The organism is Clostridium sp. (assembly GCF_050717545.1).
Taxonomy (GTDB): Bacteria; Bacillota; Clostridia; order Clostridiales; family Clostridiaceae; genus Clostridium_AD.
The window spans coordinates 1-17,327 of sequence record NZ_JBOITN010000014.1; the positions used below are offsets into that span (position 1 = coordinate 1).

The 17,327-nt window shown below is 30.9% G+C and carries 14 protein-coding genes and 1 pseudogene; 11 read left to right on the forward strand and 4 right to left on the reverse strand.

Annotated elements, in window-relative coordinates; all coding sequences use genetic code 11:
* The first annotated feature begins 136 nt into the window (after positions 1–136).
* Positions 137–1,756 (forward strand): alpha-glucan family phosphorylase, encoded by a 1,620-nt coding sequence (gene glgP, locus ACREVX_RS02925; RefSeq protein WP_431542666.1) that lies wholly within the window; start codon positions 137–139, stop codon positions 1,754–1,756.
* 80 nt (positions 1,757–1,836) lie between these two features.
* On the opposite strand, the gene ACREVX_RS02930 is transcribed toward glgP, so the two are convergent.
* The gene (locus tag ACREVX_RS02930) at positions 1,837–2,865 is read right to left on the reverse strand and encodes a branched-chain amino acid aminotransferase (protein ID WP_431542668.1); all 1,029 of its coding nucleotides are present in this window, start codon (positions 2,863–2,865) and stop codon (positions 1,837–1,839) included.
* A 146-nt stretch (positions 2,866–3,011) separates the two neighbouring features.
* Entirely contained in the window at positions 3,012–3,671 is a 660-nt protein-coding gene (locus tag ACREVX_RS02935) for a RusA family crossover junction endodeoxyribonuclease (protein ID WP_431542669.1), read from the reverse strand.
* A 255-nt stretch (positions 3,672–3,926) separates the two neighbouring features.
* On the opposite strand from ACREVX_RS02935, the gene tsaD reads away from it, so the two are divergent.
* Entirely contained in the window at positions 3,927–4,949 is a 1,023-nt protein-coding gene (gene tsaD, locus ACREVX_RS02940; RefSeq protein WP_431542670.1) for a tRNA (adenosine(37)-N6)-threonylcarbamoyltransferase complex transferase subunit TsaD, read from the forward strand.
* Between the two features lie 20 nt (positions 4,950–4,969).
* Here tsaD and ACREVX_RS02945 read toward each other — a convergent pair whose 3' ends face one another.
* Entirely contained in the window at positions 4,970–6,076 is a 1,107-nt protein-coding gene (locus ACREVX_RS02945; RefSeq protein WP_431542671.1) for an AI-2E family transporter, read from the reverse strand.
* Between the two features lie 522 nt (positions 6,077–6,598).
* Here ACREVX_RS02945 and ACREVX_RS02950 point away from each other — a divergent pair.
* The 7 genes from ACREVX_RS02950 (at position 6,599) to ACREVX_RS02980 (ending at position 13,842) form a co-directional block, all read left to right on the forward strand.
* Positions 6,599–7,714, forward strand: a complete 1,116-nt coding sequence (locus ACREVX_RS02950) for a hypothetical protein (protein ID WP_431542672.1) — start codon at positions 6,599–6,601, stop codon at positions 7,712–7,714.
* A gap of 123 nt (positions 7,715–7,837) precedes the next feature.
* Positions 7,838–8,236 (forward strand): hypothetical protein, encoded by a 399-nt coding sequence (locus ACREVX_RS02955; protein ID WP_431542674.1) that lies wholly within the window; start codon positions 7,838–7,840, stop codon positions 8,234–8,236.
* 28 nt (positions 8,237–8,264) lie between these two features.
* Positions 8,265–8,516 (forward strand): cysteine-rich small domain-containing protein, encoded by a 252-nt coding sequence (locus ACREVX_RS02960; protein ID WP_431542675.1) that lies wholly within the window; start codon positions 8,265–8,267, stop codon positions 8,514–8,516.
* 259 nt (positions 8,517–8,775) lie between these two features.
* Positions 8,776–9,414, forward strand: coding sequence for an NfeD family protein (locus tag ACREVX_RS02965; RefSeq protein WP_431542677.1), 639 nt, complete (start codon positions 8,776–8,778; stop codon positions 9,412–9,414).
* 80 nt (positions 9,415–9,494) lie between these two features.
* Positions 9,495–10,925 (forward strand): flotillin family protein, encoded by a 1,431-nt coding sequence (locus ACREVX_RS02970; protein ID WP_431542685.1) that lies wholly within the window; start codon positions 9,495–9,497, stop codon positions 10,923–10,925.
* A gap of 230 nt (positions 10,926–11,155) precedes the next feature.
* A complete protein-coding gene (gene kamA, locus ACREVX_RS02975) occupies positions 11,156–12,409 on the forward strand; it encodes a lysine 2,3-aminomutase (protein ID WP_431542678.1) in 1,254 nt (417 codons plus the stop codon).
* A 161-nt stretch (positions 12,410–12,570) separates the two neighbouring features.
* Positions 12,571–13,842, forward strand: coding sequence for a M14 family metallopeptidase (locus tag ACREVX_RS02980; RefSeq protein ID WP_431542680.1), 1,272 nt, complete (start codon positions 12,571–12,573; stop codon positions 13,840–13,842).
* Between the two features lie 296 nt (positions 13,843–14,138).
* Here ACREVX_RS02980 and abc-f read toward each other — a convergent pair whose 3' ends face one another.
* A complete protein-coding gene (gene abc-f, locus ACREVX_RS02985; RefSeq protein ID WP_431542682.1) occupies positions 14,139–16,064 on the reverse strand; it encodes a ribosomal protection-like ABC-F family protein in 1,926 nt (641 codons plus the stop codon).
* A 280-nt stretch (positions 16,065–16,344) separates the two neighbouring features.
* Between abc-f and ACREVX_RS02990 the strand changes: the two genes are divergently transcribed.
* Together ACREVX_RS02990 and ACREVX_RS02995 are read left to right on the forward strand one after the other, a co-directional pair.
* The gene (locus ACREVX_RS02990; RefSeq protein ID WP_431542683.1) at positions 16,345–16,983 is read left to right on the forward strand and encodes a redox-sensing transcriptional repressor Rex; all 639 of its coding nucleotides are present in this window, start codon (positions 16,345–16,347) and stop codon (positions 16,981–16,983) included.
* 207 nt (positions 16,984–17,190) lie between these two features.
* A pseudogene (locus ACREVX_RS02995) lies at positions 17,191–17,327 on the forward strand (crotonase); the annotation flags it as partial.

Here is a 17,327-nt window from a genome sequence, read left to right on the forward strand (position 1 = left end):
AGAATTAAGACAAGGTTAATTAAAATAAAATTATGAGTTGCGAATATTAGATAAGATATGAGTGATAACATTCGTAGTTATTATTACTGATTTATTATCAATGCTTACAACTACATTATACGAGGAGTGAAATTAAATGGATGTTATTAATCTTCCAAGAGTTGCTTATTTTTGTATGGAGTATGGACTAAATTCTGATTTTAAAGCTTATGCAGGAGGACTAGGAATACTTGCAGGTGATCATTTAAAGGGAGCTAAAGACTTAAACCTGCCACTAGTTGGAATAGGACTTAAGTGGAAACAGGGGTATACTGACCAGCTTATAGATAAAAATGGGCAGGCATATGATACATATCATAATTATAAATATGATTTTTTAAAGGATACAGGAGTAAAGGTAACTGTTAAGGTTAGAAAAATAGATGTAGTGTGTAAGGTGTGGAAATTAGACGAATTTGGTAATAATCCATTATACTTACTAGATACCGATATACCAGAAAATGGTGATGCTTGGATAACGGGTCAATTGTATGGATGGTTTGGTGAAGAAAGAATAGCTCAAGAGATTGTACTTGGAATTGGTGGAGTAAAAGCATTAAGAGCTTTAGAGATTCCTATAGATGTTTATCATTTTAATGAAGGGCATGCAGCCCTTGCAGCTACGGAGCTTATTAAAGAAAAAATGGAATCTGGATTTAACTTTGAACTGGCTTGGGAAAAAGTCAGGAGTGAAGTTGTGTTTACAACTCACACTCCAATAGTTGAAGGTAATGAATCACACAATATTGAAAAATTAGAATATATGGGAGCTTTTAATGGATTGACTAAAGCTCAAATGATTCTGCTAGGCGGAGAGCCGTTTAATATGACAATAGCAGGACTCAGACTTTCAAGGAAGACAAATGCAGTAGCAAAACTTCACGGTCAAACTGCAAATAAAATGTGGAAAACTGTTGCTGGAAGATCTGAAATTATTGCGATAACTAATGGAATTCATAAACCTACTTGGGTAGATAATAGAATTACTAATGCATATGATAATGATGGAGACCTATGGGGCGTTCATTTAACTGTAAAAAAAGAATTAATAGCTTTTATTAAGGAAAGAACCGGTATTTTGCTTGACTCTCAGAAGTTAATTATAGGATTTTCAAGAAGAGCGGCGTCATACAAACGGAGTGATTTAATATTTACAAGTGAAGAGATTATTGCTCCTCTACTTAAAAGTGGAAAAATCCAGATTGTATTTTCAGGAAAAGCTCATCCTCTTGATGACGTTGGAAAAGAAATAGTAGCAAAACTTGTAAAAATGATGAAGAAATATCCTAATAGCGTAGTGTTCCTAGAAAATTATGATATGAATATAGGCAGAATGCTAACTAGCGGTTCAGACATTTGGCTTAACAACCCAAGAAGGCCTTTAGAAGCTAGTGGGACATCAGGAATGAAAGCGGCGATGAATGGTGTGCTAAATTGTTCCATCTTAGATGGTTGGTGGCCAGAGGCTTGCAAAGATGGTGTAAATGGATGGCAGTTTGGAGATGGCGCTTCTCTTGATGATATGTCAGTTGGAGAGTTAGATAAACATGATACGTCGGCTCTTTATGATACATTAATAAATAGAGTTATGACTACTTATTATGAAAATAGGCAGAAGTGGGTAGAAATGATGAAAGAAAGTATTAGAACTACAAGTTATGAGTTTTCAGTAGAAAGAATGCTTGACGAATATTATAATAAAATGTATATAAAGTAAAAAAACAAAAACAACTTCAAAATATTAATTTTGAAGTTGTTTTTGTTTTTTGTAATCAAATATCTAGTTTTTAAAATCCACTATTTAACCTTAACAATCCAACCTTCAGGTGCTTTTACATCTCCAAATTGAATTCCGTAAAGTAGATCGTAAAGTTTCGTTGTAATGGGGCCTACTTCTGTTTCACTGTGGAAAACATGAAGTTTACCTTTATACTCTATGCCACCAATAGGTGATATAACAGCTGCAGTTCCACATGCACCTGTTTCTTTAAAATCACTAAGTTTATTTATTGGAACATCTCTTTCTTGTATTGTAAGTCCTAAATATTCTTTTGCGATATGCATTAATGAGTATTTAGTTATGCTAGGAAGAATTGATGGTGATTTTGGAGTTATAAATACATTATCATTGGTAATTCCAAAAAAGTTTGCAGCACCAACTTCTTCAATTTTGCTGTGGGTAGCAGGATCAAGGTATATACAGTCTGCAAAACCTTTTGATGCAGCGTGTTCATGAGCAAGAAGGCTTGCGGCATAGTTTCCTCCAACCTTTACATCTCCAGTTCCATAAGGTGCAGCTCTATCATATTCGGTGGATACCATAAAGTTTACGGGGGCGAGGCCACCTTTAAAATAAGCACCAACTGGACAACAAAACACGCCAAATAAAAATTCAGGAGCTGGACCTACCCCAAGGTTATCACCAATACCTATCATATAAGGCCTAATATAAAGAGTTGCTCCGGTTCCGTAAGGAGGAACAAAGGCTTCATTTGCTTTAACAACTTGCAAACATGCATCAACAAACTTTTCTACTGGAACTTCGGGCATTAGAACACGTGAGCAGCTGTTTTGCATTCGCTTTGCATTCTCAGTAGGTCTAAATAATTGGATGCTACCATCCTTTGTACGATAAGCTTTTAAACCCTCAAAACACTGTTGACCATAATGAAGAGATGTTGAAGCTTCGCTTATAGAAAGATAGTTATCTCCAACTAGCTTCCCATCATCCCATTTCCCGTTTTTCCATATTGAGATATACCGCAAGTCTGTTTTGCTATAAGCAAAACCTAATTTGCTCCAATCAATGTTAACCTTTGTGCTCATATTAATCCTCCTACTATGTAATTTTATTGTTTAAAAGTTATTTTATATAGCATTATATCATAGAATATGGATATATAATGTGTTTTCAGTAATTTGATAAATTAAATGCAGAATAGTCTAAAAACGAATAAAAAGTTGCATTAATACTAAAATAATTTTTTGAAGCAGTTTTTACACAAGGAAGTTTTACCTTTGTTGGCTGAGATATAGTCATCCTTTAATACTGGTTTTCCACAGACTTCGCAAACAAGTTTTGAACTAAAACTATTAACCACAATAGTTTTTTTGTTATTTGTGGTGGAGTTTATTTTACAAGATTTAGAGCCTATGGTGTTTTTTTTATTTGAGGGTGGTTCATAACTTATAGGTTCTTGTTTTTCCTCTTTTTTAGCTATTGAATAATTAATCGAAAATATACTTTCACCAAAAAGCTCTAATTCGAATCTAGGATTTTGCTTATCGTAAAACTCTTCAATAATCAGTTTTGTAATTTGGGCATCATTTACTATAAGACCGCTTTTTTCTATACCATCAAAGATACTTTTTGTTATGTTAGTTGTATCAGGATGTCTTTTTATACTTTTATAATATACTTTTAGAACAGCAATAAGAGATTCTTGCAGGAAAGTATTAGAGTTTTGAATTCTACATTGGTAAGCAATTTCTTCTTCATATAAAGCGTATCTATCATGATACTTACCAGAATTATATGGCAAAATAGCTCGTCCATTCATGTTTGAAAGTTTAAAATTAGATTTTGTTATAGGGGAACCCTTTATTATTACCTTTGCATATGTACTAATCATATGTGCCTCCGATCTATCTCGAACAAATAATATCATACATGATTATATCATAGAAAAAGAGATACATATGGGTTACACTTTAAAAGGCAGGGAGAACTTAGAAGTGTTTACAGTTCAAATAACATATAAAGATTTGAAATGACAAAGTTAATAAAGTATAATTAGTTGTAGTAGATAACTAATGTAAATATTACTAGAATTAAGAATATATTTATAAATATAGATAAGAAATTATTAAAGGTGGGTAAAAAAACAATGGAAAAAGATATTAAGATACTTGCGATTGAATCAAGTTGTGATGAGACAGCGGCTTCTGTAGTAGTGAATGGGCGCATAGTTCTTTCAAATATAATTGCATCGCAAATTGATATACATGAAAAATTTGGTGGAGTTGTTCCAGAAGTGGCATCTAGAAAACATATTGAGGTAATAAGTGCAGTAGTTCAAGAGGCATTAGACGAGGCTAATGTTACATTAGACGATATTGATGCAATAGGAGTGACTTATGGACCGGGACTTGTAGGAGCACTGCTTGTAGGAGTTCAATATGCTAAGGGACTTGCATATTCAACTAATAAACCTTTAATTGGGGTTAATCATATTGAGGGACATATAAGTGCTAATTTTATTGAGTATAAGGATCTTAAACCTCCATTTATGTGTTTGGTTGTTTCGGGAGGCCATACATTCATCGTCTATATGAAAGATCACGGTGAATTTGAAGTTATGGCTCAAACCAGAGATGATGCAGCAGGCGAAGCTTTTGACAAGGTGGCCCGTGCAATTGGTATGGGATATCCTGGTGGACCTAAAATAGATAAAATATCAAAACAAGGAAATGCAGATTCAATAAAGTTTCCAAGGGCTAAATTTCATGATGAGAGTTTAGATTTTTCTTTTAGTGGAGTTAAATCTTCTGTATTAAATTATCTAAATAAAATGAATATGAAAAATGAAATAATTAACGTTCCAGACGTAGCCGCATCTTTCCAAAAGGCTGTGGTTAATGTCCTAGTAGATAATGCACTAGCTGCCTGTGAAATGAAAGGTGTAAATAAAATAGCAATAGCAGGTGGAGTGGCATCAAATTCTTGCCTTAGAGAGACAATGATAAAAGAAGGTGAAAAGAAGAATATAGAAGTTCTGTTCCCTGAAATGGTGCTTTGCACTGATAATGCAGCAATGATAGGAAGTGCTGCTTATTTTGAATTTATTAAGGGTAGAGTTTCACCTCTAACGCTGAATGCAATACCAAACTTAAAACTTGGAGAAAGGTAGGATATTAAAAGAAAAGGATATTAAAATTTAATATCCTTTTCTTCAAGTTTTCTATTAATAAATCTTTCGAGTAATAATAAGATAATGGCCATTGTTGGAACTGCAAGGAACATGCCAAGAATTCCAAAGGTTCCACCACCAATAAGTATGGAAAGGATAATAAGTAAGGGGCTTAATCCAACTGATTTTCCAAGGATTTTTGGACCTAAATACAATCCATCGAATTGTTGAAGTATAATAAGGAATACAAGTAACCAAATAGATTTTATTGGACTAATAAATAGAGTGATAAAAAAAGCTGGGACCATTCCAATCAGTGGTCCAAAGTAAGGAATCATATTTGTAATTCCAATAATTAAACTTATAAGCAAAACATTAGGCATTCTGAAAATGCTTAATCCTATAAAACATATAATACCAATAATAAGGGAGTCAATGAATTTTCCTACAATGAAACCTGAAAAAATAGAATTGGCTTCGTGTCCAAATTGTAGAAAAGTATCTGCATTTTCTTCTTTGAAAATTGCATAAATTAGTTTTTTAACATTTAATATTAATTTTTCCTTGTCCTTTAAAAGATACAAAGAAACAACAAATCCAAGTAAAAACTTCATAAAAGAAGAAGTAAATCCTAATGCTGTTAGGAAAGCAGCATTAATGCCTGTATTTAAATATTTAGCTAAGTTAGACATAAGTGTTGATGTACTTTCATCTAAATATTTAGTTATACCATACTTATCTAGTAGTTGAACTTTGTCCATATTTTTATAGAACCAAATTCGAGTATTAGATATATATTCAGGAGTAGATTGAGTAAATTCACGAATACTATCACCTATATTAGGTGTTACTATAGTTATACTGAAAACTATAATGCATAAAAGGAAAATATACATAATAAGTAAAGTTATATAACGTTTTGTATGGAATTTGTTTTCAATAGAAATCATTATGGGGTTAAGTAAGTAAGCTATTCCAAATGCCCATATGAATGAACTTATGTATGATATAAAAACACTAGCAGCATTTGCAAATATTTCTATATGATATATAACTCTAAATAAAATGAATGTTAATAGAATTATAGGTATTAAATTTAAATAAGGGATCTTTTTGTATTTTAACAAACTTAATTCACTCCTTAGCTAATAATTATGTTAACAATAATACGATGATATTATTATATCATCGTATTATATACTTTAAAAGATATTTATAAGATTTTTAATATATTCTTCATATAAAAAAAAGTGGAGAATTTTATTATGTGAGGTATGCTTATAAATTTAGGACATGAAGTTATTATAAGCAATGAATTTACTCAAATTCTGTAAATATTGTGGCAAAAAGGTATAAAGTTTATTTAATGAGTATATGATTATTTATAATCATATACTCATTATTAAGTTTATCCACTGGAAATTATAGTATTCATATGATATGGTTATATTTATAAAAAACTGTAAAATTTTAAAAATAAGAAAAAAAATACATATAAAGATATAAACAAAATATTAATATATAAAATTGAGCGTAAAACTTATTGAATTCCAGTTGATACCCTAATATAACTAGAGTATAATAGTTTAAGTTTGAATGATTTAAAATGATAGGTATTCCTATCACTTTAGTGGGCGAGGAGCAAAATTATGGCTAAATATCATAAAAATACAAAGGGATTACTCAAACTACTAATTAAAGTAATGTGTTTATTTTTAAGCATATTTACTGTAGTGGCTTGTTCAAATATAAATGGGAAAACTAATAAAGATACAAATGAAAATAGTGGGCAAGATAAAGGCGCAAATAATACTAAAACAACAACTGATACAAACTTAGCAAATGATACAAAAATAACAAAGATAGCATTTGAAAAAAACAGTAATATTTATATTTATAATGAAATAAATGGGAAAATTATATCCCCGGGCGATGTATTAAAATCAAAAGATTTATTAGCACTTTCTCCAGATAAAATGAATATAGTATTTAGATCTTTTGACGAAGAAAAAGCAACATATCCACCGCACATAGTTGTTTATGATATCGAAACACAAGAATTAACGGACGTTGTTATAAATGATAAGAATGTACAACAAGTTATGGAGCTAAAATGGTTAGATAATGAAAATATTTTAGTAACTGGGCATATTAATCCGTCGACTTCAGGTTATGGAGTATACAACATAAAAAGTAAAGACGAGATAATGTCCTGTCTGGGTACAATATGGGATGTAAATATAAATAATAAAAAAATTATTTATAGTAATACTCCCCACATATTTCCTGCGCCTAAAGCCAACCTAATTATTAATGGTAATATGATTTTTCAAGCAGATGATATTAATGAAAAAATATTTGATGTGCTAATATCTAAAGATGATAAAATGATTGCATTTAGAAGTTGGATTGGGGATGATCAGGATTTGAACTCTGAAACAATTGCTTATCTTAATGTTGCTAAAATTAATAGTGATGGAAAATCAATAAGTGAATTTAAAAAAATAAGTATAAGTAGTGATACTTCGGGAAAATTAAAATTTGACGATGAAAATAATCTAAGTATTGTAGGGGATGACTTTATATATAAATTAAAAGATAATATTCTTATCAAAGAAAAAAGTAATTTCAAAGCGAAAGAAGAACTGTCAGTAGAGCAACTTAATAAGTTTAAACAAAGTTTAGCTAAACAATTTCCAGATGAAGTTATTTCAATTCAAACAATGTTAGAGGACATAGATATACGCAATATGTTAACATTTTAGAAGAAGTATAAAATATGGATAAGCGTATTGTAATTTTCTGCATAAATTATTTAAAATAAATATACAAATAATTTTAAATTTGTTATAATGACCCTAATAGTTTTAGAAAATTGGAGGGTTATTATGAAAAAGGGAAAATCTTATAAATCGTCAAGCAAAAATAAACATGTTAAGTCATTGCCAATATCGATAGCCGGAAAATTAGGTATGTTATTAATGGTTATAATACCGATAGCTATATTTATAGCTTATTCTATGAATGAAAACTTTTTTTCTGTTACGTTGATTTTATCGAGTTTTGTGTTAATTATAAGCATAGCTGCTTATTTAAAAGGTGAAATTATATATTATCATCCTGAAGTTGTGAATCATGGTAATGTTTTAGGAAATAAAAAAAATGTAGTTCATGAAATAGTAAACAAGAAATTTTCTTTATCACTTAATAAAGGAACCGTTCAAGTTATGTTATCTATACTGCTAATTATATTATGTGCTTTTATAGGGCAAGTTATATATAAATAATTGTATAATATATACAAGGAGAGTGAAAATGACTAATAGTTATAAATTTTTTAGAAACAATGATTGCAAGTATTTTCCTTGCCATAAAGTTAAAGATGACGAAAAGTTTAATTGTATATTTTGTTATTGCCCACTATATTTTCTAGAAGAGTGTGGAGGAAATGGGAAATTTAAAAATGGCATTAAAGATTGTTCGGCATGTTTGATTCCTCATTCAGAAAATGGATATGAATATATTGTGGGAAAGATAGTGCAAGCAAATAAAATAAAACGGAAATAGTTATTAACATTATTTCATTGTTTCTTATTCTTATAGTAAGCCTATACGGAAAAATTGCATAATTAACATGTGTTAATAGCATAATAAAAGCTATCAGAAGGTAAAATTCTCTGATAGCTTTTATTATGGATAAATATTATTAAGAACATGGGTTAAAATAACATTTTGGGATAGCTCTATTAAAATATATTGGTAATGTGTATAATATATGGTATATATGTTAATAAAGTAAATATTTTAACATGGAAGAGGGTGCAACATGTCAGAGTGGTGGAGTGGTATTGGAAGCTTTGAAAAATTGTTTTGGTTTATAGCATTTCCAGCTACAACAATATTTATTTTGCAAACTATTATGACCTTGATCGGAATTGACGGACATGAAGATATGCTTAGTGATACCTCAGATTTGATAAATGAGGTTCCACAGGATTCGGTTGAACTTGAAACTTATGATGATGCTTCGCAGTTTTTAGATTTAAAGTACAAATTTAAATTAGTTACTTTAAGAAGTTTAGTAGCATTTTTCACTGTTTTTTCATGGACAGGGATTGTAGCAACAACATCGGGAAAAGGAAAGATAACTTCGGTTATAATAGCATTGATTGCAGGGTTTGTGATGATGTATATAGTGTCATATATTTATTTTTTCTTAACAAAGTTTGCAGAAGATGGAACAATGAATATAAAAAATGCCATTAATAGAGAAGGATTAGTTTATTTAACTATTTTAGATAATAGAAAATCGGTTGGAAAAGTGGAAATAATAGTTCAAGGTTCATTAAGATTACTTGATGCAGTGACAGATGGAGAGGCTATACCTACAGGAAGTAATGTAGTGGTTATAGATATTGTTGAAGAGCAGCTTTTGCTGGTTGAAAAAATTGATAAAAGCATATGAAAATAAATAAGCAGTTAATATATTAAGTGTAAAGACTTATTATTTATTTGAATATGACTAAAAAAGAAGGGGGAAAATTTATGCCAACGGGAATATACCAAATTATTTTACCAATTATTATTGTTTTAATTATTTTCATAGCTGTAATAGCTGTAATTGCGAGGTATAAAAAATGTCCTTCGGATAAAATCCTTGTCGTATATGGTAAAACTGGTAGAGGAAAAGATGGAGAATCAAGGTCAGCTAAATGTATCCATGGTGGAGCAGCTTTCATATGGCCGGTTATACAAAACTACCAATTTTTAGAACTAACACCTTTATCTATTGAGGTTAATTTAACAAATGCACTTAGTAAGCAAAATATAAGAGTTGATGTACCTTCTAGGTTTACAGTAGGTATCTCTACAGAATCAACAATTATGCCTAATGCAGCTGAGAGGCTATTAGGATTAGCTCTAAGTGAAATTCAGGAACTGGCTAAAGATATAATATTTGGTCAATTAAGACTAGTAGTTGCTACTATGGATATTGAGGAAATAAACTCTGATAGAGACAAATTTTTATTAAATGTTTCTCAAAACGTAGAAGCAGAGCTTAAAAAGATAGGCCTAAAACTTATCAATGTTAATGTTACAGATATCAGAGATGAATCTGGATATATCGAAGCTCTTGGAAAAGAGGCAGCAGCTAAAGCTATTAATGATGCTAAGAAAACTGTTGCTGAGAAGAATCGTGATGGTGCTATAGGTGAGGCTAACGCTAAGCAAGATGAAAGAGTTAGAGTATCAGCAGCTAATGCCAAGGCAATAGAGGGTGAAAATATAGCGAAGATAACTGTTGCAAACTCAGAAGCAGAGAAAAAAGAAAGAGCAGCAGAAGCTAATAGGCGAGCAGATGCATCTGAAAAAGTTCAAGCAGCTAAAGCTCTTGAAGAATCGTATCTTGCAGAACAATTGGCAGAAAAAGCTCGTGCGCAAAGAGAAAAAGCTACAAAGGAAGCTGATGTAATAGTTCACGCTGAAATCGAAAAGAGAAGAGTAGAAATTGATGCAGAAGCTAAAGCTGAGACAATAAGAAGGGTTGCTAAAGGTGAAGCTGATGCAACATTGTCTAAAATGGAAGCAGAAGCTAAGGGTAATATGGAAATATTAAGTAAACAAGCAGAAGGTTTTCAGAAACTTGTGGAGGCGTCTGGTAATAGTGCCGAAAATGCAGTAATGCTTATGATGACTGAAAAAATAGAGGAACTTGTCAAATTACAAGTTGAAGCTATTAAAAATATCAAAATTGATAAAATTACGGTTTGGGATACAATGGGCGGAAATGGCAATGGAACACCAACTACAGCAAACTTTTTATCAGGTATGTTAAAATCAGTTCCTCCACTAGAGGACGTATTTAAAACAGCAGGTATGGAACTACCAAAATATCTTAAAGGGAATTTTAAAAAAGAAGATGAAATGAAAGAAAAAGTAGAAACAAAGGAAGAGCAACAAGAAAAAGAAGAATAAAATAAAGGTCTTCTAAAGATATCTTGCATTTTATTCATATAAAGACTATAATTAATATACAAATGAATAAAATGAGATTGTTTTACACAAAATATAAATGAAAATAAGAGATAAAATTTATTTTATCTCAGATAAAAAAGGCACTGTAGATTCAGCGCCTTTTTTATATCTAAAATTAATTTGTACATAATTTTACATGGGAAAAATAACTATACTACGGAGGTACTAACATGAAAGTTAATAGAAGGTTAGAGCTATTTAAAAATATAACGGATGAGCAGTGGAATGATTGGGAATGGCAAGTTAAAAATAGAATTGAAACTGTCAAAGAATTAAAGAAATACATACCACTAACTGTTGAGGAAGAGGAGGGCGCCGAGAAATGTCTTCAAACATTAAGAATGGCTATAACTCCTTACTACTTATCGTTAATAGATCCAAATGATCCTTATGATCCAATAAGAAAGCAAGCTATACCAACTGCACTTGAATTAAATAAGGCAGATGCAGATTTATTAGACCCGCTACATGAAGATACGGATTCACCAGTACCCGGATTAACTCATAGATACCCAGACAGAGTATTGTTATTAATAACTGATATGTGCTCAATGTACTGTAGACATTGTACTAGAAGAAGATTTGCAGGCCAAAACGATAACTCTATGCCAATGGAAAAGATTGATAAGGCAATTGAGTATATTCGTAACACGCCTCAGGTTAGGGATGTATTACTATCAGGTGGAGATGCACTACTTGTATCAGATGATAAATTAGAATACATAATTAAAAGATTAAGAGAAATCCCACATGTTGAAATAATAAGAATAGGTTCAAGAGTTCCAGTAGTTCTTCCACAAAGAATAACTACTGGGCTTGTCGACATGTTAAAGAAATACCACCCAATTTGGGTGAATACTCACTTTAATCATCCAAATGAAATTACACTAGAATCAAAACTCGCTTGCGAGAGACTTGCAAATGCAGGAGTGCCTCTAGGTAATCAATCGGTTCTTTTAAGAGGTATAAATGATTGTACTCATGTAATGCTTGAATTAGTACATGAACTTGTTAAAATTAGAGTAAGACCGTACTATATATATCAATGTGACTTATCATTGGGACTTGAGCACTTTAGAACACCTGTATCTAAAGGTATAGAAATTATTGAAGCGTTAAGAGGACACACTTCGGGTTTTTGTGTACCAACATTTGTTGTTGATGCTCCAGGTGGAGGCGGAAAAATTCCAGTAATGCCATCATATCTTATATCTCAAAGTCCTGAAAAGGTAGTGCTTAGAAACTTTGAGGGTGTTATCACTTCGTATGAACAACCGACCGAATATACTTCGGATTGTCATTGCGAAGTTTGCCAGGGAAAGAAAAAAGATCATAAAGTAGGAGTGGCAGGATTATTAAATGGTGAGAAAATGTCTATGGACCCAGTTGGACTTGAGAGAAATTTAAGAGTAAGCGAGGAGTAAAGTAGAAAACACTAATTTCATCAAAATTTGAAGGACTAAAATAATAAGCCTTGGGAGTAATCTCTAGGCTTATTATTTTGTAATTTAATTACTTAAATAAGGAACAATTATTAGCAAATTACATAAAATAGAATCATAAGTAATTTTAGGAGGGCGACAGTTTGGAAATCCTGAAGATAGGATCAACTGGAACTAATGTAATGGAAATACAATCATTACTTAATAAATTAGGATATAACCCAGGGGACATAGATGGTATTTATGGGACTAGGACTATGCAAGCAGTAAGCAGGTTCCAAAGATATTTTGGAATAGAGGTTACGGGAATGATAGATAATGTTACTTATAAACTCATGAATAGATTTTTATTAGGTTATGATACTTATAGAATTAGACTAGGTGACACCATATACCTTATAGCAAAACAGTATTATACAACCTCTGCAAGTATAATAACAGCTAATCCTAAGTTAAATCCTAATAATTTGCAGGTGGGAGAGGTAATCAATGTTCCCTACTCGTTAGATGTTGTTTATACAAATATAGATTATACCTATGACATTATGAAAAGGGATTTAGAAGGATTAAAAGCTAGATATCCATTTATTGAGCTTGGTAGTATTGGAAAAAGTGAACTAGGGAAAGAACTTTATTATGTAAAACTAGGCAAAGGACCTAATAAAGTTTTTTATAATGGAGCTCACCATGCTATTGAATGGGTAACTACGGTTCTTTTAATGAAATTTATTGAAAACTTTGCTAAGGCTTATTCATTAGGACGAAGTATAGAAGGGTATAATATCGAAAGTATTTGGAATAAAAGCACTATTTATATTGTGCCTATGGTAAACTCTGATGGAGTTAATCTAGTGCTTAATGGTCTGAGTCCGAGTAATCCATATTACAATGATTTAATTAAATGGAATAATGGAAGTCTAAATTTTTCAAGGAATTGGAGCGCAAATATTCGCGGTGTAGACCTTAATCATAACTATAATGCTATGTGGCAAGCATCTAAGGATGCAGAAGCAAGCTATGGAGTATATGGACCAGGACCGACAAGATATTCTGGTACTGCCCCAGAATCAGAATCTGAGTCAAAAGCCGTAGCTAACTTTACAAGAGCAAATAATTTCAGATTAGTAATAGCGTATCACACTCAAGGTGAAGTAATATACTGGAATTATCAAAATTTAGCAACTGCTGAAGCTAAGAGGATTGCTACAATATTTTCACAATTAAGTGGTTATGAATTAGGAGAAACTTACGGAATTACAAGTTATGCAGGATACAAAGATTGGTTTATAGATAAATATAGAAAACCAGGCTATACCATTGAGGTAGGACTGGGGGTAAATCCTCTTCCAATAAGTCAATTTAATAAAATATATAAAGACAATATCAAAGTATTATTAGAAGCAGCAATAATTTAGCTATCAATAAGTATCAGTGTTCATCATGTAGGCTGTTCTGATAGTAGAGAATTCGTTAACAGACTCTAAATTTATTCCATGAAAACTTTCCTAACGCACTTCCTGGGCTGCTTACGGAAAGTTTTCACTACATAAACTAAGATTCTGTAAAACTCATTAGATACTATCTGCTTCAACATGTTTATTACATACAGCTAATAATAAGCAAAAGATTAGAATTTGTTAATGGATTTTCAAGTTTAGAGCTCGGTTGCAAGTCACGCCGGAGAAGTTCATGCTTGTCTATAGCAACCCCTTCATTCTGACTCTGCTATAATGATTTCCCAAGTTTCATAAAGCTCTTCAAGCTTTGTTTTAGTACTTGCTATTTCATTATTAACTTCAACACTTCTACTTGAATTTGAATAAACCTCCTCAAGACAAAGGTCATTATTTAATTTTTCTAAATTCTCTTCCATTGATGTTATTTTATCTTCTAAGTCTTTAAATTCAATTTTCTTTTGTTTTTCTAGATTATCTTCATTTCTTTTCTTTTTTTTATCAGAATTAATTTGAGTTTTTGACAATCCGTCATAGGATTCTTCTGATTGAAAGCGCTGAGGGTTTTTCTTTTTTTCTATATAATAATTATAATTACCCAAATATTCTTTGAGTCCATTTTGATTTAATTCAAGTATTTTAGTTATAACTTTATTTAGAAAATATCTATCATGAGATATTACGATAACTGTACCATCATACCCTAGTATTGAGTCCTCTAGAGCCTCACGAGACATAATATCTAAGTGATTAGTTGGTTCATCTAGCAAAAGAAAGTTTGCCTTTGATAACATTATTTTAAGTAAATTAATTCTACATCTCTCGCCGCCACTGAGGGTAGAAATACTTTTAAAAACATCTTCCCCAATGAATAAAAATGAAGCTAGAGCAGTGCGGACCTCAGTTGTGCTGAGTTTAGGGAATTCATCCCAAACTTCATCGATTATAGTTTTTTCTGGATTTAAATTTGACTGTTCTTGGTCATAATATCCAACAAAAATACTTTTTCCTAGTATTTTTATACCTGTATCACTAGCTATTTTATCCATTATAATATTAAAAAGAGTGGTTTTTCCTCGACCGTTTTCACCAATAAGAGCAATCTTTTCTGACCTTTTTATATCTAAATCCAAGTTTTCAAACAAAAGATTGTCTCCAAATCGTTTTGATAAGTTTTCTATATGAAGCACATCATTTCCACTTTTAATTTCTGTTTCAAAACGAATTTTAGCTTCCCTAGGGTCAGTATCCGGAGAATCAATGCGATTCATTTTATCCAAGGATTTTTGTCTGCTTTCTGCGGCTCTTACACTTTTTTCTCTGTTAAATGATCTATATTTAGTTATAATATCTTCTTGTCTTTTTATTTCAGAGCGTTGCAAATTATACGCCTTTAACTGAATTTCGTAATTTATTTTCTTTAAGTCTATAAAACTAGTATAGCTTCCATTATAGCAATCAACATGACCATTAATAAGTTCAAAAGTTTTATTGGTTATAGCATCTAAAAAGAATCTATCATGAGATATTATAAACATAGTTCCTTTATAAGACTTTAAATAATCTTCCAGCCACTCTATAGCATCTAAATCTAAGTGGTTAGTAGGCTCATCCAGTAATAGGATGTCGGGACTTTTAAGTAATAATTTACAAAGTGCAACCCTAGTTTTTTGACCTCCACTTAATATATTTATTGGCTTATCATAATCTTCTTCCATAAAACCAAGGCCCTTAAGAATCCTGCTAATTTCAGCTTTGTATGTATAACCACCCCTGTTATTATAGAGCTCAGAGTTCAATGTGTAATCTTTTATTACTTTATTATGGTATTCTTCTTTTGAAGGTTCATAAGGTTCACTCATTTTTTTTTCTAAACCTTTAAGTTCATTTTCAAGTTTTATCAAATTATCAAATACCAATAAGGTTTCTTCATATATTGTGTTTCTAAAATCCAATGATAAATTTTGAGATAGATAGCCAACTTTCTTATTTTTATCTATAAATAGTTCTCCATTATCTTGATCTAGTTGTGATGTGAGTATTTTAAAAAGCGTAGATTTACCTGCTCCATTAGCACCAATAAAACCAACTTTTTCACCTTCATTTATACTTAAAGTAATTTTATTTAAGATGACATCTATACCGTAACTTTTGTGAATATCCTTGCAACTTAGAACTATCATTATCTTCACCTTCCCGTCATGTAATGTTAAAATTATTAAATTAAAGTTATCTTATATATTATTGTACTATTTATGTATAAATTATTGTAGTGAAAAATGAATTTATATCATTAATTTTAAAAAATAGTATAAAAACAAGATAAAATGGTAAAAATTTTATAAGAATTAGTAAATAATAAGATGTATGTTTGCATAAAAAATAGTTATACATTATACTAATATAGTAAAATAGTAAAATAGGTAATATAAATTTATGATAGTTGTAGGGGAGTGTGAAATTGTGGAAGCAAAAAAGAATATATCAATGGCAGTTATTAGAAGATTGCCTAAATACCATAGATATTTAAGAGAACTTTTAAGAACTGATGTAGATAGAATATCCTCCAAGGAATTAGGGGAGAGGATTGGGTTTACAGCATCTCAGATTAGGCAAGATCTAAACTGCTTTGGAGATTTTGGACAACAGGGATACGGATATAATGTTAAAGAATTGTTGAATGAAATTAGCGGGATATTAGGAATATCAAAAAAATATAGAATGATAATAGTAGGTGCAGGAAATATTGGTCAAGCTATTGCAAATCATACTAGATTTCAAAAATTAGATTTTAATATGATAGGTATATTTGATGTTAATCCAAAACTCATAGGACTCAAAATTAATGACGTTGAAGTAATGGACATAGATGAATTAGTTGGATTTTTAAGAAGATCGCCAGTAGATATTGGAGTGATATGTGTAACTAAAAATAATGCACAATCAGTTTCTGATATGATGGTATCAAATGGAATTAAAGGTATATGGAACTTTGCACCTGTGGACTTACAAGTTCCAAAAAATATAATAGTAGAAAATGTTCATTTGAGTGAAAGTCTCTTAACACTTAGCTGTTTAATGAATGGAAAGACACATACTTAAAATGCACATAAAACTTAATAAGGCTGCCTAGCACAATTCAATTATTAAAAATAATGATTTTTGTTGAATTATTGGGTTTAAAGAGATATAATGAATTAAAGAGATATAATGAATTAAAGCGGAGGAGCTTTGTTTTTATAGGCTCAATTGTTATATTATTAACAATAGTATATTATTACAAAAAAATTATTCGTAAGGGGTGTTAATATGGAATACAAGAATATTGTTCTTCAAAAGGAAGACAAGGTTGCAGTACTTACTATTAGTAGACCAAAAGCTCTAAATGCATTAAACTCAGAAACATTAAAAGAGCTAAATTTAGCAATAGATGAAGTTGCTAAAGA